15 protein-coding genes are annotated in these 14,870 nt (G+C 66.3%); 7 read left to right on the top strand and 8 right to left on the bottom strand.

The features are described 5' to 3' along the window. The first annotated feature begins 9 nt into the window (after nt 1-9). The 4 genes from ASG29_RS15960 (at nt 10) to ASG29_RS15945 (ending at nt 2,903) form a co-directional block, all read left to right on the top strand. Nucleotides 10-1,269, top strand: a complete 1,260-nt coding sequence (locus ASG29_RS15960) for an MFS transporter (RefSeq protein ID WP_082516237.1) — start codon at nt 10-12, stop codon at nt 1,267-1,269. A gap of 77 nt (nt 1,270-1,346) precedes the next feature. After that, nucleotides 1,347-1,757, top strand: a complete 411-nt coding sequence (locus ASG29_RS15955) for a cupin domain-containing protein (protein WP_055986696.1) — start codon at nt 1,347-1,349, stop codon at nt 1,755-1,757. Nucleotides 1,758-1,761: 4 nt separating this feature from the next. Beyond that, entirely contained in the window at nt 1,762-2,016 is a 255-nt protein-coding gene (locus ASG29_RS15950; protein WP_055986694.1) for a tautomerase family protein, read from the top strand. Further along, nucleotides 2,013-2,903, top strand: a complete 891-nt coding sequence (locus ASG29_RS15945; protein WP_055986691.1) for an aldo/keto reductase — start codon at nt 2,013-2,015, stop codon at nt 2,901-2,903. The genes ASG29_RS15950 and ASG29_RS15945 overlap by 4 nt, the downstream gene beginning before the upstream one ends. A 153-nt stretch (nt 2,904-3,056) precedes the next feature. On the opposite strand, the gene ASG29_RS15940 is transcribed toward ASG29_RS15945, so the two are convergent. After that, nucleotides 3,057-3,986, bottom strand: coding sequence for an NAD(P)/FAD-dependent oxidoreductase (locus tag ASG29_RS15940; protein WP_055986672.1), 930 nt, complete (start codon nt 3,984-3,986; stop codon nt 3,057-3,059). Nucleotides 3,987-4,113: 127 nt separating this feature from the next. Then, nucleotides 4,114-5,214 carry an aldo/keto reductase gene (locus tag ASG29_RS15935; RefSeq protein WP_055986670.1) on the bottom strand — a complete coding sequence of 367 codons (1,101 nt, stop codon included), beginning with the start codon at nt 5,212-5,214 and terminating at the stop codon, nt 4,114-4,116. Nucleotides 5,215-5,339: 125 nt separating this feature from the next. On the opposite strand from ASG29_RS15935, the gene ASG29_RS15930 reads away from it, so the two are divergent. Then, entirely contained in the window at nt 5,340-6,197 is an 858-nt protein-coding gene (locus tag ASG29_RS15930) for a LysR family transcriptional regulator (RefSeq protein ID WP_055986667.1), read from the top strand. Nucleotides 6,198-6,535: 338 nt separating this feature from the next. On the opposite strand, the gene ASG29_RS15925 is transcribed toward ASG29_RS15930, so the two are convergent. Beyond that, nucleotides 6,536-7,276, bottom strand: a complete 741-nt coding sequence (locus ASG29_RS15925; RefSeq protein ID WP_055986663.1) for a THxN family PEP-CTERM protein — start codon at nt 7,274-7,276, stop codon at nt 6,536-6,538. A 110-nt stretch (nt 7,277-7,386) separates the two neighbouring features. Here ASG29_RS15925 and ASG29_RS15920 point away from each other — a divergent pair, with 110 nt between their 5' ends. Further along, nucleotides 7,387-7,899 carry an ECF-type sigma factor gene (locus ASG29_RS15920; protein WP_055986661.1) on the top strand — a complete coding sequence of 171 codons (513 nt, stop codon included), beginning with the start codon at nt 7,387-7,389 and terminating at the stop codon, nt 7,897-7,899. Here ASG29_RS15920 and ASG29_RS15915 read toward each other — a convergent pair. Both ASG29_RS15915 and ASG29_RS15910 read right to left on the bottom strand, forming a co-directional pair. Further along, the gene (locus tag ASG29_RS15915) at nt 7,855-10,260 is read right to left on the bottom strand and encodes a serine/threonine-protein kinase (RefSeq protein ID WP_055986657.1); all 2,406 of its coding nucleotides are present in this window, start codon (nt 10,258-10,260) and stop codon (nt 7,855-7,857) included. The two genes, ASG29_RS15920 and ASG29_RS15915, sit on opposite strands and share 45 nt — an antisense overlap. A 64-nt stretch (nt 10,261-10,324) precedes the next feature. Beyond that, entirely contained in the window at nt 10,325-10,891 is a 567-nt protein-coding gene (locus ASG29_RS15910; RefSeq protein ID WP_055986653.1) for a helix-turn-helix transcriptional regulator, read from the bottom strand. Between the two features lie 146 nt (nt 10,892-11,037). Between ASG29_RS15910 and ASG29_RS15905 the strand changes: the two genes are divergently transcribed. Further along, entirely contained in the window at nt 11,038-12,210 is a 1,173-nt protein-coding gene (locus ASG29_RS15905) for a hypothetical protein (protein WP_156458113.1), read from the top strand. 322 nt (nt 12,211-12,532) lie between these two features. Here the strand turns inward: ASG29_RS15905 and ASG29_RS16915 are convergent, their stop codons facing one another. From ASG29_RS16915 to ASG29_RS15895, 3 genes are read right to left on the bottom strand one after another with little or no spacing between them, the layout of a single operon-like run. Further along, nucleotides 12,533-12,676: a hypothetical protein gene (locus tag ASG29_RS16915; protein ID WP_156458111.1), complete on the bottom strand. Its 144-nt coding sequence runs from the start codon at nt 12,674-12,676 to the stop codon at nt 12,533-12,535. Nucleotides 12,677-12,708: 32 nt separating this feature from the next. Beyond that, nucleotides 12,709-14,028 (bottom strand): PQQ-dependent sugar dehydrogenase, encoded by a 1,320-nt coding sequence (locus tag ASG29_RS15900; RefSeq protein ID WP_055986647.1) that lies wholly within the window; start codon nt 14,026-14,028, stop codon nt 12,709-12,711. Continuing rightward, nucleotides 14,025-14,453 (bottom strand): DUF2231 domain-containing protein, encoded by a 429-nt coding sequence (locus ASG29_RS15895; RefSeq protein ID WP_055986643.1) that lies wholly within the window; start codon nt 14,451-14,453, stop codon nt 14,025-14,027. Before ASG29_RS15895 ends, ASG29_RS15900 begins: the two co-directional genes overlap by 4 nt. Between the last annotated feature and the right edge of the window lie 417 nt (nt 14,454-14,870).

Below are 14,870 nucleotides of genomic sequence, written 5' to 3'. Positions count from 1 at the left end.
CTGCCGATCATGGTCGATTCATGGTCGTGCATCCAGAACCGGAGCACAGACTTGGCGCAAACCGCTATCCTCGATCGTCCCGCCGTGCAGTCCGGCGAGCAAGCCGACGCCCGCGCCGGGTGGAGTGCTGTATTCGCGCTGACGCTGTGCGTCTCCACGCTGATCGCGTCGGAGTTCATGCCGGTCAGCATCCTCAGCCCGATCGCGGCCGACCTCCATTTGACGGAAGGCATGGCAGGACAGGCGATTTCCATCTCAGGCTTGTTCGCGGTGCTGACCAGCCTGTCGATCGCCACACTCAGCCGCGGGATCGATCGCCGGGTGCTGCTGCTTGGCCTCACCTTGCTGATGCTGGTGTCGGGCCTGACGGTCGCCCTCGCTCCCAACTACCTCGTCTTCATGATCGGTCGCGCACTGATCGGCGTCGTCATCGGCGGCTTCTGGTCAATGTCGGCCGCGACTGTGATGCGACTGGTGCCGGAAGATCAGGTGCCGCGGGCGTTGGGTCTACTGAATGGCGGCAACGCGCTGGCGACCACAATCGCAGCGCCGCTTGGCAGCTTCCTCGGCCAGTATATCGGTTGGCGCGGCGCCTTCTTCGTCGTGGTGCCGCTCGCCGCCATCACTTTCGTGTGGCAGTGGCTGACGTTGCCGGCGATGCCGTCCGATCGAACGGCGCGCACCGCCAGCGCGCTCGGCGTCCTGCGCCGTCCGATCGCCCGCATCGGTGCGCTTGCCGTGGCGCTGTTGTTCGCGGGGCAGTTTGCGCTGTTCACCTATGTCCGTCCCTTCCTCGAGGGTGCGACGCAGCTCGGCGTACCGGCACTGTCGCTCGTCCTGCTGCTGATGGGCGCTGGTGGATTGTTCGGCACTTGGCTGTTCGGACGCTTCGTAGCGCGCAGCCTGTCGGCTACCCTAATCCTCGCGCCGATAGCGCTAGCCCTGATCGCGAGCGGACTAGTGGCGCTTGGCAGCTTTGCCCTGCCGACCGCCGTGCTGCTGACCCTGTGGGGTGTCGTCGGCACAGGTGCGCCGGTTGCATGGTGGACCTGGGTAGCGCGTCGCTTCCCTGACGATGCCGAGGCGGGCGGGGGGTTGTTGGTCGCGGTCGTCCAGCTTGCGATTACGCTGGGCGCCGCGGGCGGCGGGATGCTGTTCGATGCCGGCGGCTACCGCGCTACGTTTCTGACCAGCGCGGCTCTGCTTGTCGCCGGTGCGATCTTCGCGGCGGTCGATGCCCGAGCGGCCAGTGCTGAAGGACATCGCTGATTATCCTGCTCCCAATGATAGCGCTTCTTGCGACGACAGCCCTGGTTTCCGAACCCAAACCCGAAAGGATCGATACTATGGAAATCAGCCACAAGGCCGATATGAAGACCGTTGATGGTCCTGCGGAGTATTTCACCGGAAAGGCCACGATCACCGGCCAGTTCCAGCTCGAGGAGCCGTCACGCGTTTCCGGGGCGATCGTTCATTTCGAGCCTGGTGCGCGTACTGCGTGGCATACTCATCCCGCCGGACAGACGCTGATCGTTACCGAGGGTGTTGGCTGGACGCAGATTGCGGGTGGACCGAAGCTGGAGTTTCATGCCGGCGACATCCTGTGGTGCCCGTCTGAGCATAAGCACTGGCATGGGGCGACACCGCACGAAGCCATGACCCATGTCGCTATCCAGGAGTCGGTGAACGGCTCGCCCGTGACCTGGATGGAGAAGGTGACGGACGAGGAATATCTAGCCCCGCTCGGCACGGAGTAAGGCCATGCCGCACGTCATCGTGAAGCTCTGGCCCGGGAAGTCCGACGACCAGAAGCAGCGTCTGACCGAAACCATCACGCGCGGCGTGATGGATACCTTCGATTACGGCGAGGATGCGGTGTCGGTGGCTTTCGAGGAAGTCGCCCCCGCCGAGTGGATGCCCAAGGTGTACGAGCCCGACATCGCCGGGAAATGGGCCACCCTGACCAAGGAACCCGGTTACGGCAAACAGCCGGCCGGGGGGAGGAAAGAACAATGATCCTGAACGAGACGTTCGCCCTTGCCGATGGCGGCGCGATCCCAAAGCTGGGGCTCGGCACCTGGCGCATTGACGATGCGGCGGTCGAGCAGGTCGTCCGCGAGGCAACTGCAATCGGCTACCGCCATTTTGATACCGCACAGGCCTATGGCAACGAGCGCGGCATAGGCGCGGGCCTGCGCGCCAGCGGCGTGCCGCGTGATCACCTGTTCGTTACGACCAAGCTCGCGGCGGAGTCCAAGAGCTATGCGGACGCGAAGAGCCGCATCGACGGATCGCTTCAGGCGCTCGCGCTCGATCACATCGACCTGATGCTGATTCACAGCCCGCAGCCCTGGGCCGAGTTTCGCGAGGGCGGAGACTTCGACGCCGGTAATCTTGAGGCGTGGCGCGCGCTGGAAGAGGCGCAGCAGGCTGGCAAGGTCCGCGTGATCGGCGTCTCGAACTTCGAACACGCCGACCTCGACAATATCCTGCGGCACGGCACGGTGAAGCCAGCGGTCAATCAGGTAGTGGCGCATGTCGGCAACACGCCTTTCGATCTGATCGACTTTTGCCGAGATCAAGGCGTCCTGGTCGGGGCGTACTCGCCGGTTGCGCACGGCGCGGCGCTTCGTAGCGCCGACTTGGGCGGTCTCGCGGCGAAGTACGGCGTCGGCGTCGCTCAGCTTTGCATCCGCTACTGCCTCCAGCTCGGGCTGCTCCCGCTACCCAAGTCGACAAACGCCGACCATATGCGCAGCAACGCGGCCGTGGATTTTGAGATTTCCGGGGATGACATGGCGAAGCTGACGAGCCTGTCAGGCGGCATCGACTATGGCGAGGCCAGCGCCTTTCCCGTGTTCGGCAAAATCCGGCACGTCGAAGCATCGAGACCGAACGGCTGATCGCCCCGGCATCCCAAATCGTACCGAGAGGTCTTCCCCATGTCTCACAACCGCAGCGGTCACTCCGCTCACATGAACGAGCGGCAGGTTTAGGGCAGCGGGAACGGCCGCGTGAATGGCCGTGATTGGGTCGCAGCACCAGGCATTCTGTTCTTAAAAAGTCAAATTTGCCAATCCTATGAACTCTGCGAGTTGCTGCCCCGACAGCCAGGCGGCCTCAATTCGAGGTCCGAGGAGCCAATCGCCGCAGGCGCCGAGTTGGATATCCGCGTTCCAGATCGCACCGTGGTTCAACGCCTCGACTTTCGCATACCGCCAGCGATGGACGCTGGTCGCGATGACGGCAGGCGACCCGACGCCGATATGGTCCGCGAACGCCGCGAGAAGCGCGCGTTCGATCATTTTCGGATCGTCTTCGAGATGCGCGCGCGACCATTCGGCACTGGCTTGGAGCACCCATGCCTCCGGTCCAGCCCGCCCTGGCTTGGCCGAGTTGCGGACGGCGGATCCGATGATGCCGATATTCGTAAGCCGGTTGCGATCGATCGGCGCGGTGCCGTCGAACGCCGCCATGACCGTCCAGCAAGGATCGGAAACCGCAGAGCGGGCTGCATCGGCCAGCGCGACATCGTGAGCGGCAACCAAGGGTGCGACCTGTTCGGCGGGTACCGCGACGATGGCCGCGTCGAATCGTTCGTCGTCGATCCGCCACGCGCCGTCATAGGACAGGATGTCGATGGCCGTGTTCCAGCGGACGTCGCCGTCACTCGCCATCGCCCGGATCGGTGCGTTCATTGCCGGTGTTCCGACCCATGCATCGGTACCGGCGGGCAGCCAGCGCGCGACGTGGCCGTCTTTCGCCCAATGCCCGATCTGCGCCACGAACGCAGGGTCGCGTGCTGTCAGATATTGTGCTCCATGATCGAACGCAGCCTTGCCCAGCGGCGTTTCGATCCGCCGCGTCGACATGCGGCCACCGGGACCGCGGCCCTTGTCGAACAGGACCACGACGTGACCCTGGCGGCGTAGTGCCTGCGCACAGGACAGGCCCGCCATCCCCGCCCCGATGACACCGATCCGCATGACAACCTCCGTGCCGATGTGCGGCAAACGAACATTTCGCCGACCGGACAATTTCAAACGCGAAGCTTGCCGATTGGAGCCGGCCACGCGGAGTTTTCGCCTCGGCGGGTAGTTCCAGGATGACGTTTCAGCTTCGGACATCGCCGCCGCCGAAGACGACTTGATTACGCGCGGCAGGGTTGAACAGGCCGTAGAGAAACGGCAGGTCGCCACCGCTCGCCGCGTCGAGCGCAGCCCGGTGCTCGGGTGGCAGGTTTAGGCCGAGTGCGGCGACATTGTCGGTTACCTGCTCCGCCCGGCTCACGCCCATCAGCGTCGATGCGACGCCGGGCTGTCCGACCACCCAGGACAGCGCGACGCGCGCGGGCGTCTCGTCTATCTCGGATGCAACGCGCTTCAGTCCATCTAGGATCTGCCAGTTGCGCTCGGTGAACAGCGTATCGCCGAACGGATTGTCGCCATCAAGCCGCTTGTCGTCGGCGGGCCGCGCAGCGTCGTCCTGCCCGGCGAGGTTGGGGACGCCACCCGCGCGCTTCGGACCCGCCTCGACGATTGCACGGTCGTATTTGCCTGTGAGCAACCCATAGGCGAGGGGGCTCCAGGGCACGAAACCCATGCCTGCCGCTCGCGCGAGCGGCAGGTGCTCAGCTTCGACCCCACGTTCGACCAGCGAATAGAAATATTGCAGGCCGACGGGCGCCGGATCGCCCTGGACCCGCGCCAGCGTCGCGAGTTCGGCGACGTACCAGGCAGGGGTATTGGATATGCCCCAGTAACGGATCTTCCCTGCCGCGACGAGCGCGGTCATCGTCCGCAACAGTTCCTCGGCCGGGGTGACGCCGTCCCAGACGTGCACCCAGTACAGATCTATGAAGTCCGTCCGGAGTCGGCGCAGCGATCCTTCGACGGATGCCAGGATGTGGCGCGCGCCATTGCCGCCCGCGTGATAGCCGCGGCCGGTCGCAAACCCCGACTTCGTCGCGATCACCAGCCGGTCGCGCGATTGCGCGGCGACGAAACTGCCGACCATCTCTTCCGATCGCCCGCCTGCATAGACGTCGGCGGTGTCGACGAAATTGCCGCCGAGATCGGTGTAGCGATCGAACACCGCGCGGCTGCCGCTCTCGTCCAGCCCCCATCGCGGCGTGCCGAAGGTCGTTGTGCCGAGCGCCAGCGGGCTGACGAGAAGGCCGGAGCGGCCAAGCGGGCGATAGGTGTCGAGGTTCATGGTGGCATCCTGCGGTGTGTCGCCCCCAGATGGACGCGGGACGGCGCGAGGATTAGGTCGGCTCCGGCGCATGGGTTGCTGAAGGATGTTCAGGAATGGATCGTGACCTCTGGTCCGGTCTCGCGGTGTTCGAAACGATCGTCGAGGCTGGCAGCTTTGCGCGAGCGGCGACGCGGCTCGGGTTGTCTGCGTCCGCCTTGAGCCATGCGATGCGATCGCTTGAAACGAAATTGGGCGTTCGACTGCTAGACCGTACCACCCGGTCGCTGGCGCCGACGCCCGCAGGCGACGAACTGCTGGCGCGGTTGAGGCCGGCGATCGCTTCGGTCGCGGGCGCGCTGGCCGATCTCGACAATGCCCGCGAACGGCCGGCGGGGCGGATCCGGGTCAGCGCGCACCGGGTCGCGGCGGTCTACGCCATCCTGCCGCGACTGGCCGACTTTGCCTGCGCCTATCCCGACATCGCCGTGGAACTGGTGGTCGACGACGGGTTCGTCGATGTCGTCGCCGACCGGTTCGATTGCGGGATCCGGCATGCGCAGACGCTTCAAGCCGACATGATATCGGTCCCGATCAGCGCGCCGGTGCCGCTCGTCTTTGTCGCCGCACCGGCCTATCTCGCCGATCATCCCGCTCCCGTCGATCCCGACGATCTCGTAACGCATCGGTGCCTGTGTTACCGGTACACGTCATCCGGCGTCGTCCATCGTTGGGAATTCGAGCGGGATGGACGCACGTTGGAACGGTCGGTCCGCGGCGACTTCATCACAAACGACATCGACGTGATGCGCGACGCCGCGGTGGCAGGGCTGGGGGTGACTTGCCTGCCGTTGCCGCACGCCGCGCTGCCACTGGCGGACGGTACGCTGGTTGAGGTGCTTACGGGCTGGGCACCCACGCTGGCTCCGAACCACCTCTATTATCCCAGTCGCCGCCAGCCCACTGCCGCCTTCCAGGCCTTCGTGACGGCGATGCGTGTGTGATCACAAGCGTGCTTCGACACGATTGAGGGCAGTTGATGATCAGGACCACGGGGCGCTTCGGTAGGGGCGTCGCCGTCAACCTTTAAAGACCGAAGGGCATGAATGAGTGTCTGGAGTTGGAAAACGGGAAGGCCGGCCCGAACGTCTGGAAGTGGGTCTTTGCGGTTCGGTGCGAGGGCCTCGCCGAGCTCGGCGTCTACCTCGCGGCTCGGATCTGATAAACTTGATCCGCGTCCCTGCAACAGTTCCCCGGGTAGGGCGGCGCCCCGTCTCCCCCGGGCACGATGCCCCCCGCATCGCGCACGCTGGGTTCGGGACGCCGCCACCGGCGCGGCGGGTCAGGCCGCTGCCGGAACTCCCCGGCCCAGACGTCGACGCATCGCGCCGGCGACCATGCCGAAACCGACGATCATCAGGCCCCAGGTCGCGGGCTCCGGCACGCCTGCCACCGACACAAGCGCGCGGAGCTGCGCGGTGTTCGATCCGCCCTCCGCGGAAACGAAGCTGCCCGTCTTGTTCCCGCCAACGTCGAAGGCGGAGAAGGCGAGCGTGTAGGCGCGGCCGGCGACGTCGAACGTCTGCGTCGCCGGTCCCGCGCCGATGGCGACCAGGTCGCTGCATTGACCGCCGATGCCGCCATACGGGCAAGGGGGGGTGTTGGGTGTCTCGTCGATCGAAAAGGCGTAGATGAACGCCCGGCTGCCCACGCTCGCGCCGTCGACGACCACATCCGCGATCAATCGCAGGCTGACGCCGGTCAGCCCGAAATAGACGGGGTTGTTCGAATGGGTGAAATCGCCAAGCGTGAAGGCGATGGCGACATCGGTCGCGATGTCCCCCGCCGTGACGAAGCGGAACGAACTCTGACCGTTTCCGACCGGCTGGCCCCAGGCCACCGTCGAATCGGCGGTGCCCGACCCACCGGTGGTCACCAGCGCGCGAGCCGCCGGTTCGCCGACCGGAGCGAACCATTGTACCGTCATGTTGGTGAAGGTGATCGTGGCGGCGTCGGCCGCGCCGGCGGTCAGCAGCGCGGTGGCCGTGGCCCCTGCAAGGATGGCGTGGTGAAAACGGATCATCGGACTTTCTCCCCCTCGAGTCGGTGGTTAATGTCCGGGAAACTATCCTCACGCCGCGCGGTCCGCGTCATGCGATCGTGGGAGGCGCGTTCGACAGGACAGGCGAGGCGATGACCGATCCGGCGGGTGAGAAGGGTGCGACCGCCACGTTGGTGGAATTGCTGTATGCCGAACTGCGCGTCGCGGCGCGGCGCGCGCGGTTTCGCGGCGGTCGGCCCGCGACGTTGCAGACTACCGCCGTGATTCACGAGGCCTATCTGAAGATCGCCGGGCGCGACGGGTGGCAGGATCGCAATCACTTCCTGGCGGTCGCCGCCACGGCGATGCGCCACGTCCTGATCGATGCCGCCCGCGCGCGGTTGGCGGGAAAGCGCGATCCCGACGGCCTGGACGCGCTGCCGCCCGCGCCGCAGGGGAACGATCCCGAACTGGACCGGCTGGGCCATGCGCTGGACGAACTCGCGCGGTTCGATGCGGACCTGGCCCGGCTGGTTGACTGCCGCTTCTTCGGCGGGCTGACCGAACCGGAGACCGCGGCGGCGATGGGGATCAGCGAGCGGACCGTGCGACGCCATTGGCTACGCGCGCGGGCGTGGATCCACCGCGCGATGGAGGACGGCTGAACGCCGGAGCGCGACGATCGGGCGATAGGCCGCTCCCGACGGCCCGCCCTTCGCGAATGCGGCGTCGGCGGCGTCGATCATCCGCGCCGCATCGCCGCGCCCGGCCACCTGCGCCCGCGCCAGCCAGCGCAGACCGGTCAGGAGCGGGCTCGCTGCGATCGCATCCCCGTGCGTCGCGATACGGTCCAGCCCCGCCGCTGCCTGCGTAGGGCGGCCCGCCGCCGCCAGGGCCTCTACCAGCATCAGGTCGGCGAGCAGGGTGGCGTCCGAATCCCGGTCCATGAACGACGCGAACATCGTGCGTGCCTCAACCAGCATCGCCGCCGCGCGATCGGGCCGCCCCAGTCGCCCGGTCAGCCGCCCCAGATGGAGCAGGTCCGCCGCCAGGGCGGGAGAGGGGCCGAAAGCGGCGCGGCGCGCGGCAACCAGCGCGCGCAGGATCGCGGCGGCGCGGCGCGGATCGCCGCGCTGTTCCTCCACCAACGCCTCGGTCCGACGCAGCGTGAGCAGCGGTTGCGCATTGCGGTCGCCGCCCTGCATCAGGACGCGCTCGCCCCGCCGCACTGTGGCCGCGGCCTCGTCCAGCCGCCCCGCCTCTCGCAGCCGCGTGGCGAGGTTGGTGTAGCGACTGGCCAGGTCGCGGCCGTACCCGGAATAGGCCATGTCCGCCTCCGCCATGTTCGCCTGCAACAGCGCGATCGCCGCCTGCGACTGCCCCTGCCGTCGCAGGATGAAGGCGCGCGCGCCTACCGCCTCGACGCGCTCGCGACGGTATCGGTCGGGATCGGTGCGCCAGAAGCGGTCGGCCTGCGCCAGCAATATCTGCGCCCCATCGAAGCGGCCCTCGCGCGCCAGCACCGCCGCCAGTTTCAGTTGCAGCCGCGCGTAATCGGCCGATCCGACGCCCCCCATCCGGCGGCGCAGCGCGATCTGCAACAGCGCCTTCGCGTCGTCGGGCCGCTCCATCATCAGTTGCAGGTCCGCGATCGCGGCGATCGCGGCGGCGGACCCGGCGTGGGGAGGCAGGGTGTTCGCCAGCCTGCGGGCGCGTTCCTCGATCGACTGGACCCCGCCGTCGCGATCGCCCGCGAATACCAAGATCATCGCTTGGTTTACGGCCTCCAGCCGCGCCGCCTCGACGAGCGCGGAATCGCGTTCCCGCGCCGCCTGTTCGGCTTGCCACGCCGTGCCGATCGCGCCGCCCGTGATAGCCAGCAACACCGCAGCGCCGCCCGCGATCGGCCAGCGGCGACGGCGGAGAAAACGGCGCAGGCGATAGCCGCGCGCGCCGGTGCGCGCATGGACCGGGTGATGCGACAAATGCCGTCGAACGTCGCGCGAAAGCGCCTCGACGCTGACGTAGCGGTCCGCGGGCGCGGCGCGCATCGCTTTTCCCACGATCGCGTCGAGATCGCCGGTAATGCGCGCGCGATCGATCACGGGGTCGCACGCGACGCCGCTCGGCGGACCCGGTTCCGGCCGGGCGATGCGATGGACGATCGCGGGCAAGGGCGAACGCCCGGTCGGCCACGGCGGCTGACCCGACAACAGCTCGAACAGCAATGCGCCCAGTGCGTAGACGTCGGTCGCCACGCTGAGGTCGCCGCCGTCCAGCTGTTCCGGCGCGGCATAGACCGGGGTCGCGATGTTGCGTGTGGTACGATAGTCTAGCGTCGCCGCGTCCAGCAGCCGCGCGATCCCGAAATCGAGCAGACGCGCACGACCATTCCGGTCGACGCGGATGTTCGCGGGCTTGATGTCGCGATGGATAACCAACCTCGCATGGGCGTAGCTGACCGCGTCGCAGACCTGGAGGAACAGGTCGAGCCGCGCCGTCAGCGTCGCGGGTCCGCGCGCGACCCACGCCGCGATCTCGTCGCCATCGACATAGGCCAACGCCAGGTAGTGGCGACCGTCCGCCATCGTGCCGGCATCGACGAGTGGCGCGATGCCGGAATGGTCGAGCGTCGCCAGCAGCCGCGCCTCGCCCGCGACTTTATTCGTCCGGTCCCTCACGTCGGCGTGAATGATCTTCAGCGCCAGCCGCTGCTCGAACCCGTCATGTGCGCGATGGGCTAAGTATACGTCGCTGCTGCCACCGCGACCCAGCAGCCGTTCGATGCGATAGCCCGCGACGACCGGCATGGCGGGCGATTCGTCCTCGCATTCCTGCAGCAACGTGCGGTCGAGGATGCCCTGCGCGTCATGCCCGTGCAGCAGCGTGCGGATCTCGTCCGCGACAGCGGGGTCCAGATCCATCGCCGCCAGCCGCGACCCGCGCATATCGGGAGCGAGCGTGACGAGCCGGTCGAACGCGGCGGTCACCGCGCGCCATTGCTGCGACGATCCCCGCTCGATCATGCCGCGTCCACCCCGATTGAGGATCGCAGCCTACGCAAGTGCCGGCCGTCCGTCGACACGCGCGTCAGGCGGACAGGACCAGCCGCACCAGATCGCTTTGCCGCCGCGCTTGGGTCTTGTCGAAAATGCGTTGCAGGTGGGTGCGCGCGGTCGTGCGTGCGATCGCCAGCATCGCGGCCGCCTCCGGGAGCGAGCGGCCCTCGCACAGCAGCGCCAGCACGCGCCCCTCCGCGCGGGTGAGGCCGTAGCGTGCGATGGCGCCGGTCGCGGGATCGCGTGCGTCGGTATCCGCGATGATCGCCACGCGCGCGCTGCCGTCGCGATCGAGCGGGGCGAGCGTCAGGGTGATGGTGGCAAGGTCGTCGTCGTGGCGGATCGTCGCGGTCGCTGGTCCGCCCGTATCCAGCACGCGCCGCACCGCTGCCCCCAGCGCCGCCGCCTCGCTGTCGCGGGCGGGACGGACGATGCCGTGGCGCAGTTCGAGGCCATCGCCCGCGCGCAGCAGCGCATGCGCGGCGGGGCTGGCGCCGCTCAGCATCCGGCGGTTGTCCACGATCATCACGCACGGCCCGCCCAGCCGCCAGTCGTGCACATGATGATCCGCCAATGCGTGCGAATGCGAATGGTACATCGCCCAAATCCTCCACCGTATCGGAAGGGTTGACGCAAAGCGGCGACGAAAGCGGACAGCGGCGACCGCGAAAAACTCCTACGATCGAATGACGCGCACACGGACGGACGCGCGCATCCTGCCTGCCATAACCGAAAATGGAGGCGATGATGGGCAACGTATCGTGGAGCGAGGGACTGCGCGTCGGTGCAGGGTATGACGTGGTGCGCGGGGAAGCGAAGCAGGAAGCGGTCGTCGGCGAGCTGGAGGTGACGCAGGACGCCGCGGGGCAGAGCGGCGACATGACCTTCATCCAGACGCACACCAGCGAGGAGGTGGACAAGGCGCTGGAAATCGATGCCGAGATCAAGGTCGGCGTCGGCCCGTTCGGCGGCAGCGCGAAGATGTCGTTCCGCGAGAAGTGCAAGGTGTCGCAGGAGGCGACGTTCTGCATCGTCAGCGTCACCGCGTACAACGCCTATCAGCAACTGGTTCGTCCGCGCCTGAGCGACGAGGCGCTGGAGCTGCTATCGACCGGCAAGCGCGACCGCTTCCGGGAGCGGTTCGGCGATAATTTCGTCAGTGGGCAATATGTCGGCGCCGAATATTACGGCGTCGTCCGCATCGAGGCGAAGACCGAGGCACGGCAGACCGAGATCGCGGGCGAGGTCAGCGCCAGCTATGGCATGATGGCGAGCGGCAGCGCATCGACGAATTTCAAGAGCGGGATGTCGAGCGCCGAGCACAAGATCGAGATCTACACGTTCCAGAAGGGCGGGTCGGTCAACATGTGCCGCAGCATCGAGGAGATGTTCGGCAACGCCGTCCGCGTGCTGGACGAAACGCGCGCGGGACGGGGCTATCCGTTCGAGGTGTCGATCGATCCCTATACCGAATTGAAACTGCCCAACGACGATGCCTCGTTCATTCAGACTGAAATGGCCGAGCGCGCGATCCGTGAATATATGCGACATACGAAAGAGCTGACGAAGATCGCCAACGACATCGATTTCGTTCGCCGCAACAAGGACTGGTTCGACAACGTCGATATGGAAAAGCTGAACGCAGCGGCCGGGCTGATCGCCGATCAGGTGAACAAATTGTCCGAGCATGCCGACGTCTGCAGCCGCGATTTCGCCGCGTGTCAGGCCTTCAGCCCGACCTATCCCGATTATCCGCGATGGACGCGCAAGCCGGATGCGCCGGCGGCCGCCGGCGGGGGCTTCGTCATCAAGCCGCAGCTCATCAACATCGGACCAAGGAAGATGTCGCCGGCACTGGCGGCGATGGTGAAGCAGCGGATCGGGCAGCGGCGGCTCGTGAAGGTCTTTAAGAGTTGAGCTAAGTCGCAGACAGTGAGAGGCGACCCGGAAGAATGCATGCGGTCAAAAAGCGGGGAACAGCGCCGTTCGTCGAAATTCGTATCGAATTTTAGAACGGTGTTGTGACTAAGGTTGAATAAGTCGCCGCCGTAACGTCGGCTTAGAATCGACAAGCCCGCACGGCCGCTGGCTCCGGCTCGGCGACCTATTACTTCGCTATACATACTGCCCGCGCCTGTCAGCTGAACGAATGACCGAAATTGGATGTGCTCCGGGGCAATTGAATGGCTGGTTTTGGGTCTTTGCGGGTTCGGTGCGAGGGCGTCGCCGAGCTCGGCGTCTACGTCGCGGCGCGGCTTTGATAAACTTGATCCACGACACTACGGCATTGTGCATGCTCCACGCGGCAGTAACGCTTGACGATCTGCTTGACGATCTGCTTGACGATCTGCTCGACGAGCTGCCCGATGTAGCGGTTGCCCATCCCCGAACTGCCAATCGGGGAGGCTGAGACATTTATCGTAACGCCGTCTGCGTTGCCGGGGAGACCCGCCAGACCGTGTTCGACAGGTCGTCGGCAACATACAGCGCGGTGCGCGCTCCATCGAACGTTACGCCCACCGGCCGGCCGCGCGCTTTGCCGTTGACGAGGAAGCCGGTGACGAAGTCCTGCTTGGCACCTGCCGGACGGCCGGCACGAAACGGCACCCAGCTGACCTTGTAGCCGGCGAAATCGGGTCGGTTCCAGCTGCCGTGCTGACCGACAAACGCACCCTCGCGATACTGGCCGCCCATGCCCTGGCCGCTCGCGAAGGTCAGTCCCAGCGCGGCGACATGCGCGCCAAGCGCATAGTCGGGCGCGATCGCGCGCGCGACCATCGCTGGATTCTGCGGGCGTGGTCGCGGATCAACGTTTTTGCCCCAGTAGCTCCACGGCCAACCGTAAAAAGCGCCGGGCTGCACCGATGTCAGATAGTCGGGAACCAGCCGCGCGCCGATCTCGTCGCGCTCGTTCGCAACCGCCCACAGGCCGCGCGTCCAAGGATTGATCGCCAGCGCGGTCGGATTGCGGATGCCTGTGGCGTACGTACGATGCGCGCCACTGGCAGGATCGATCTCCCACACCACCGCGCGGTCGCCCTCGATCTCCATGCCGCGCTCGCCGACGTTGCTGTTCGAGCCGATGCCGACATACAGCCGCCGCCCGTCGGCGCTCGCGGCGAGCGATTTGGTCCAGTGATGATTGACTTGGCCGGGCAGCTTGGTGACCTCGACCCCGGTGGAGCGCGGGATCGCGGTTTGGCCGGCGATGTAGGGAAAGCGCAGCAGCGCGCCCTGTTCGGCGACGTACAGATCGTCGCCGACCAGCGCGATCCCATAGGGTGCGTCTAGCCCATCTATGAACACGGTTCGCGCCTCCGGCCGGCCGTCACCATTGGCGTCGCGTAGCAGCGTTAGCCGGTCGCCGCCCTCGACGGTCGTGTTGCCGAGTCCCTTAATATAGCCAGCGATCACGTCCTTTGGGCGAAGCTTGGGTGCATTGCCGCCGCGCCCCTCGGCCACCAGCAGGTCGCCGTTCGGCAGCACCAGCATCTGCCGCGGGATTCGCAGGTCGGTCGCGAAGGGGACGATGCGGAAGCCGGCCGGCACGGTCGGCACCGCTTCGCCCCAGCCGGTCGGGCGCGCGACCTTTATGGTCGGAACCAGATGTTGGCGAATGTCGGGCAATTGAGGCTCGGGCCCGGTATCCCGAACGTTCGGCGGGCCGCCACAGGCAGCGAGGACGAGCGACAGCGCAGTGGCGGTCGCTGCGGTGACGGCGCGTGCAACGGTCATGCGCGGTCTCCGCCGGCGATGGTCGAGAACGTCATCCATCCCGCCGCGATCGCCAGGATGGTGCAGCTAAGCGATAGGAACAGGCCGCCGAACTCCACCGAACTCCATGCATCCTGGCTGTGCTTGAACGCGTCGATCAGCCCTAGCACCCACATGCCAGCGGTAAGTCCGAGATAGGTGAACGCCCCACGCGGACGCTCCGTCTTCCGCCGTCGGACCGCGCCGACAATGGCGAGCAACACGACAGGCGCGCCGAACACCAATGCGCCGGTGATCGCCCACTGGGCGAAGTTCGTCCACTGAATCTCGGCGGTCTTGAGATAGGTGACGTCCGCCATCGCCGCGGTGGAGAACAGCGCGATGGGGAAGCTCAACAAGATCGCATGGATCGGCACCAAGATGGGCGCAGCGCGGGAAGGCGGCATGGGATCCTCCGAGAACAGTCCGAAGCGGAATGGTTCTGGCACAATGCCGCATGATCTGGATGGTTGCTTCGATCGAAAACTCGGGGGGAAATGAAGTGGGAAGCGTCCCCGCATGTATCCCGATCGGCGCTAGCCAATGCGTGAGCGATGTTGTCCGCGTTACGCGAGCTCGGGAAGATTTCTGCTGATGCAAGGAAAGCTACTTCCAGTCTCGGTCTGAGCGTCCGACCCGCGGCTAATCAAGATATCTGCAAGACACTCTAGGCAGCGACCCGATCGAAGCATAGTTCTGGAGGGCGGATGCCTTGAGGGCTATCGGGCGGCCAATTCTATTCGTTCCATTTTTTCGCAGATAGTGACGTGCTCCCCTGAAACTCTGCCAGTTTGAGCTAGAGTCCGCCTTCGTGAGGAGACGGA

It is taken from the genome of Sphingomonas sp. Leaf412, from assembly GCF_001425405.1.
In the GTDB taxonomy this organism is placed as follows: domain Bacteria; phylum Pseudomonadota; class Alphaproteobacteria; order Sphingomonadales; family Sphingomonadaceae; genus Sphingomonas.
Note: the sequence above shows the minus strand (reverse complement) of the source record. Positions and strands in the feature narration are given on the sequence as shown.

What these genes read in the sequence shown, in the direction of transcription:
- ASG29_RS15960 (WP_082516237.1), top strand. Translation starts at nt 10, where the DNA reads ATGGTCGATTCATGGTCGTGCATCCAGAACCGGAGCACAGACTTGGCG.
- ASG29_RS15955 (WP_055986696.1), top strand. Translation starts at nt 1,347, where the DNA reads ATGGAAATCAGCCACAAGGCCGATATGAAGACCGTTGATGGTCCTGCG.
- ASG29_RS15950 (WP_055986694.1), top strand. Translation starts at nt 1,762, where the DNA reads ATGCCGCACGTCATCGTGAAGCTCTGGCCCGGGAAGTCCGACGACCAG.
- ASG29_RS15945 (WP_055986691.1), top strand. Translation starts at nt 2,013, where the DNA reads ATGATCCTGAACGAGACGTTCGCCCTTGCCGATGGCGGCGCGATCCCA.
- ASG29_RS15940 (WP_055986672.1), bottom strand. Translation starts at nt 3,986, where the DNA reads ATGCGGATCGGTGTCATCGGGGCGGGGATGGCGGGCCTGTCCTGTGCG.
- ASG29_RS15935 (WP_055986670.1), bottom strand. Translation starts at nt 5,214, where the DNA reads ATGAACCTCGACACCTATCGCCCGCTTGGCCGCTCCGGCCTTCTCGTC.
- ASG29_RS15925 (WP_055986663.1), bottom strand. Translation starts at nt 7,276, where the DNA reads ATGATCCGTTTTCACCACGCCATCCTTGCAGGGGCCACGGCCACCGCG.
- ASG29_RS15920 (WP_055986661.1), top strand. Translation starts at nt 7,387, where the DNA reads ATGACCGATCCGGCGGGTGAGAAGGGTGCGACCGCCACGTTGGTGGAA.
- ASG29_RS15915 (WP_055986657.1), bottom strand. Translation starts at nt 10,260, where the DNA reads ATGATCGAGCGGGGATCGTCGCAGCAATGGCGCGCGGTGACCGCCGCG.
- ASG29_RS15910 (WP_055986653.1), bottom strand. Translation starts at nt 10,891, where the DNA reads ATGTACCATTCGCATTCGCACGCATTGGCGGATCATCATGTGCACGAC.
- ASG29_RS15905 (WP_156458113.1), top strand. Translation starts at nt 11,038, where the DNA reads ATGATGGGCAACGTATCGTGGAGCGAGGGACTGCGCGTCGGTGCAGGG.
- ASG29_RS16915 (WP_156458111.1), bottom strand. Translation starts at nt 12,676, where the DNA reads ATGGGCAACCGCTACATCGGGCAGCTCGTCGAGCAGATCGTCAAGCAG.
- ASG29_RS15900 (WP_055986647.1), bottom strand. Translation starts at nt 14,028, where the DNA reads ATGACCGTTGCACGCGCCGTCACCGCAGCGACCGCCACTGCGCTGTCG.
- ASG29_RS15895 (WP_055986643.1), bottom strand. Translation starts at nt 14,453, where the DNA reads ATGCCGCCTTCCCGCGCTGCGCCCATCTTGGTGCCGATCCATGCGATC.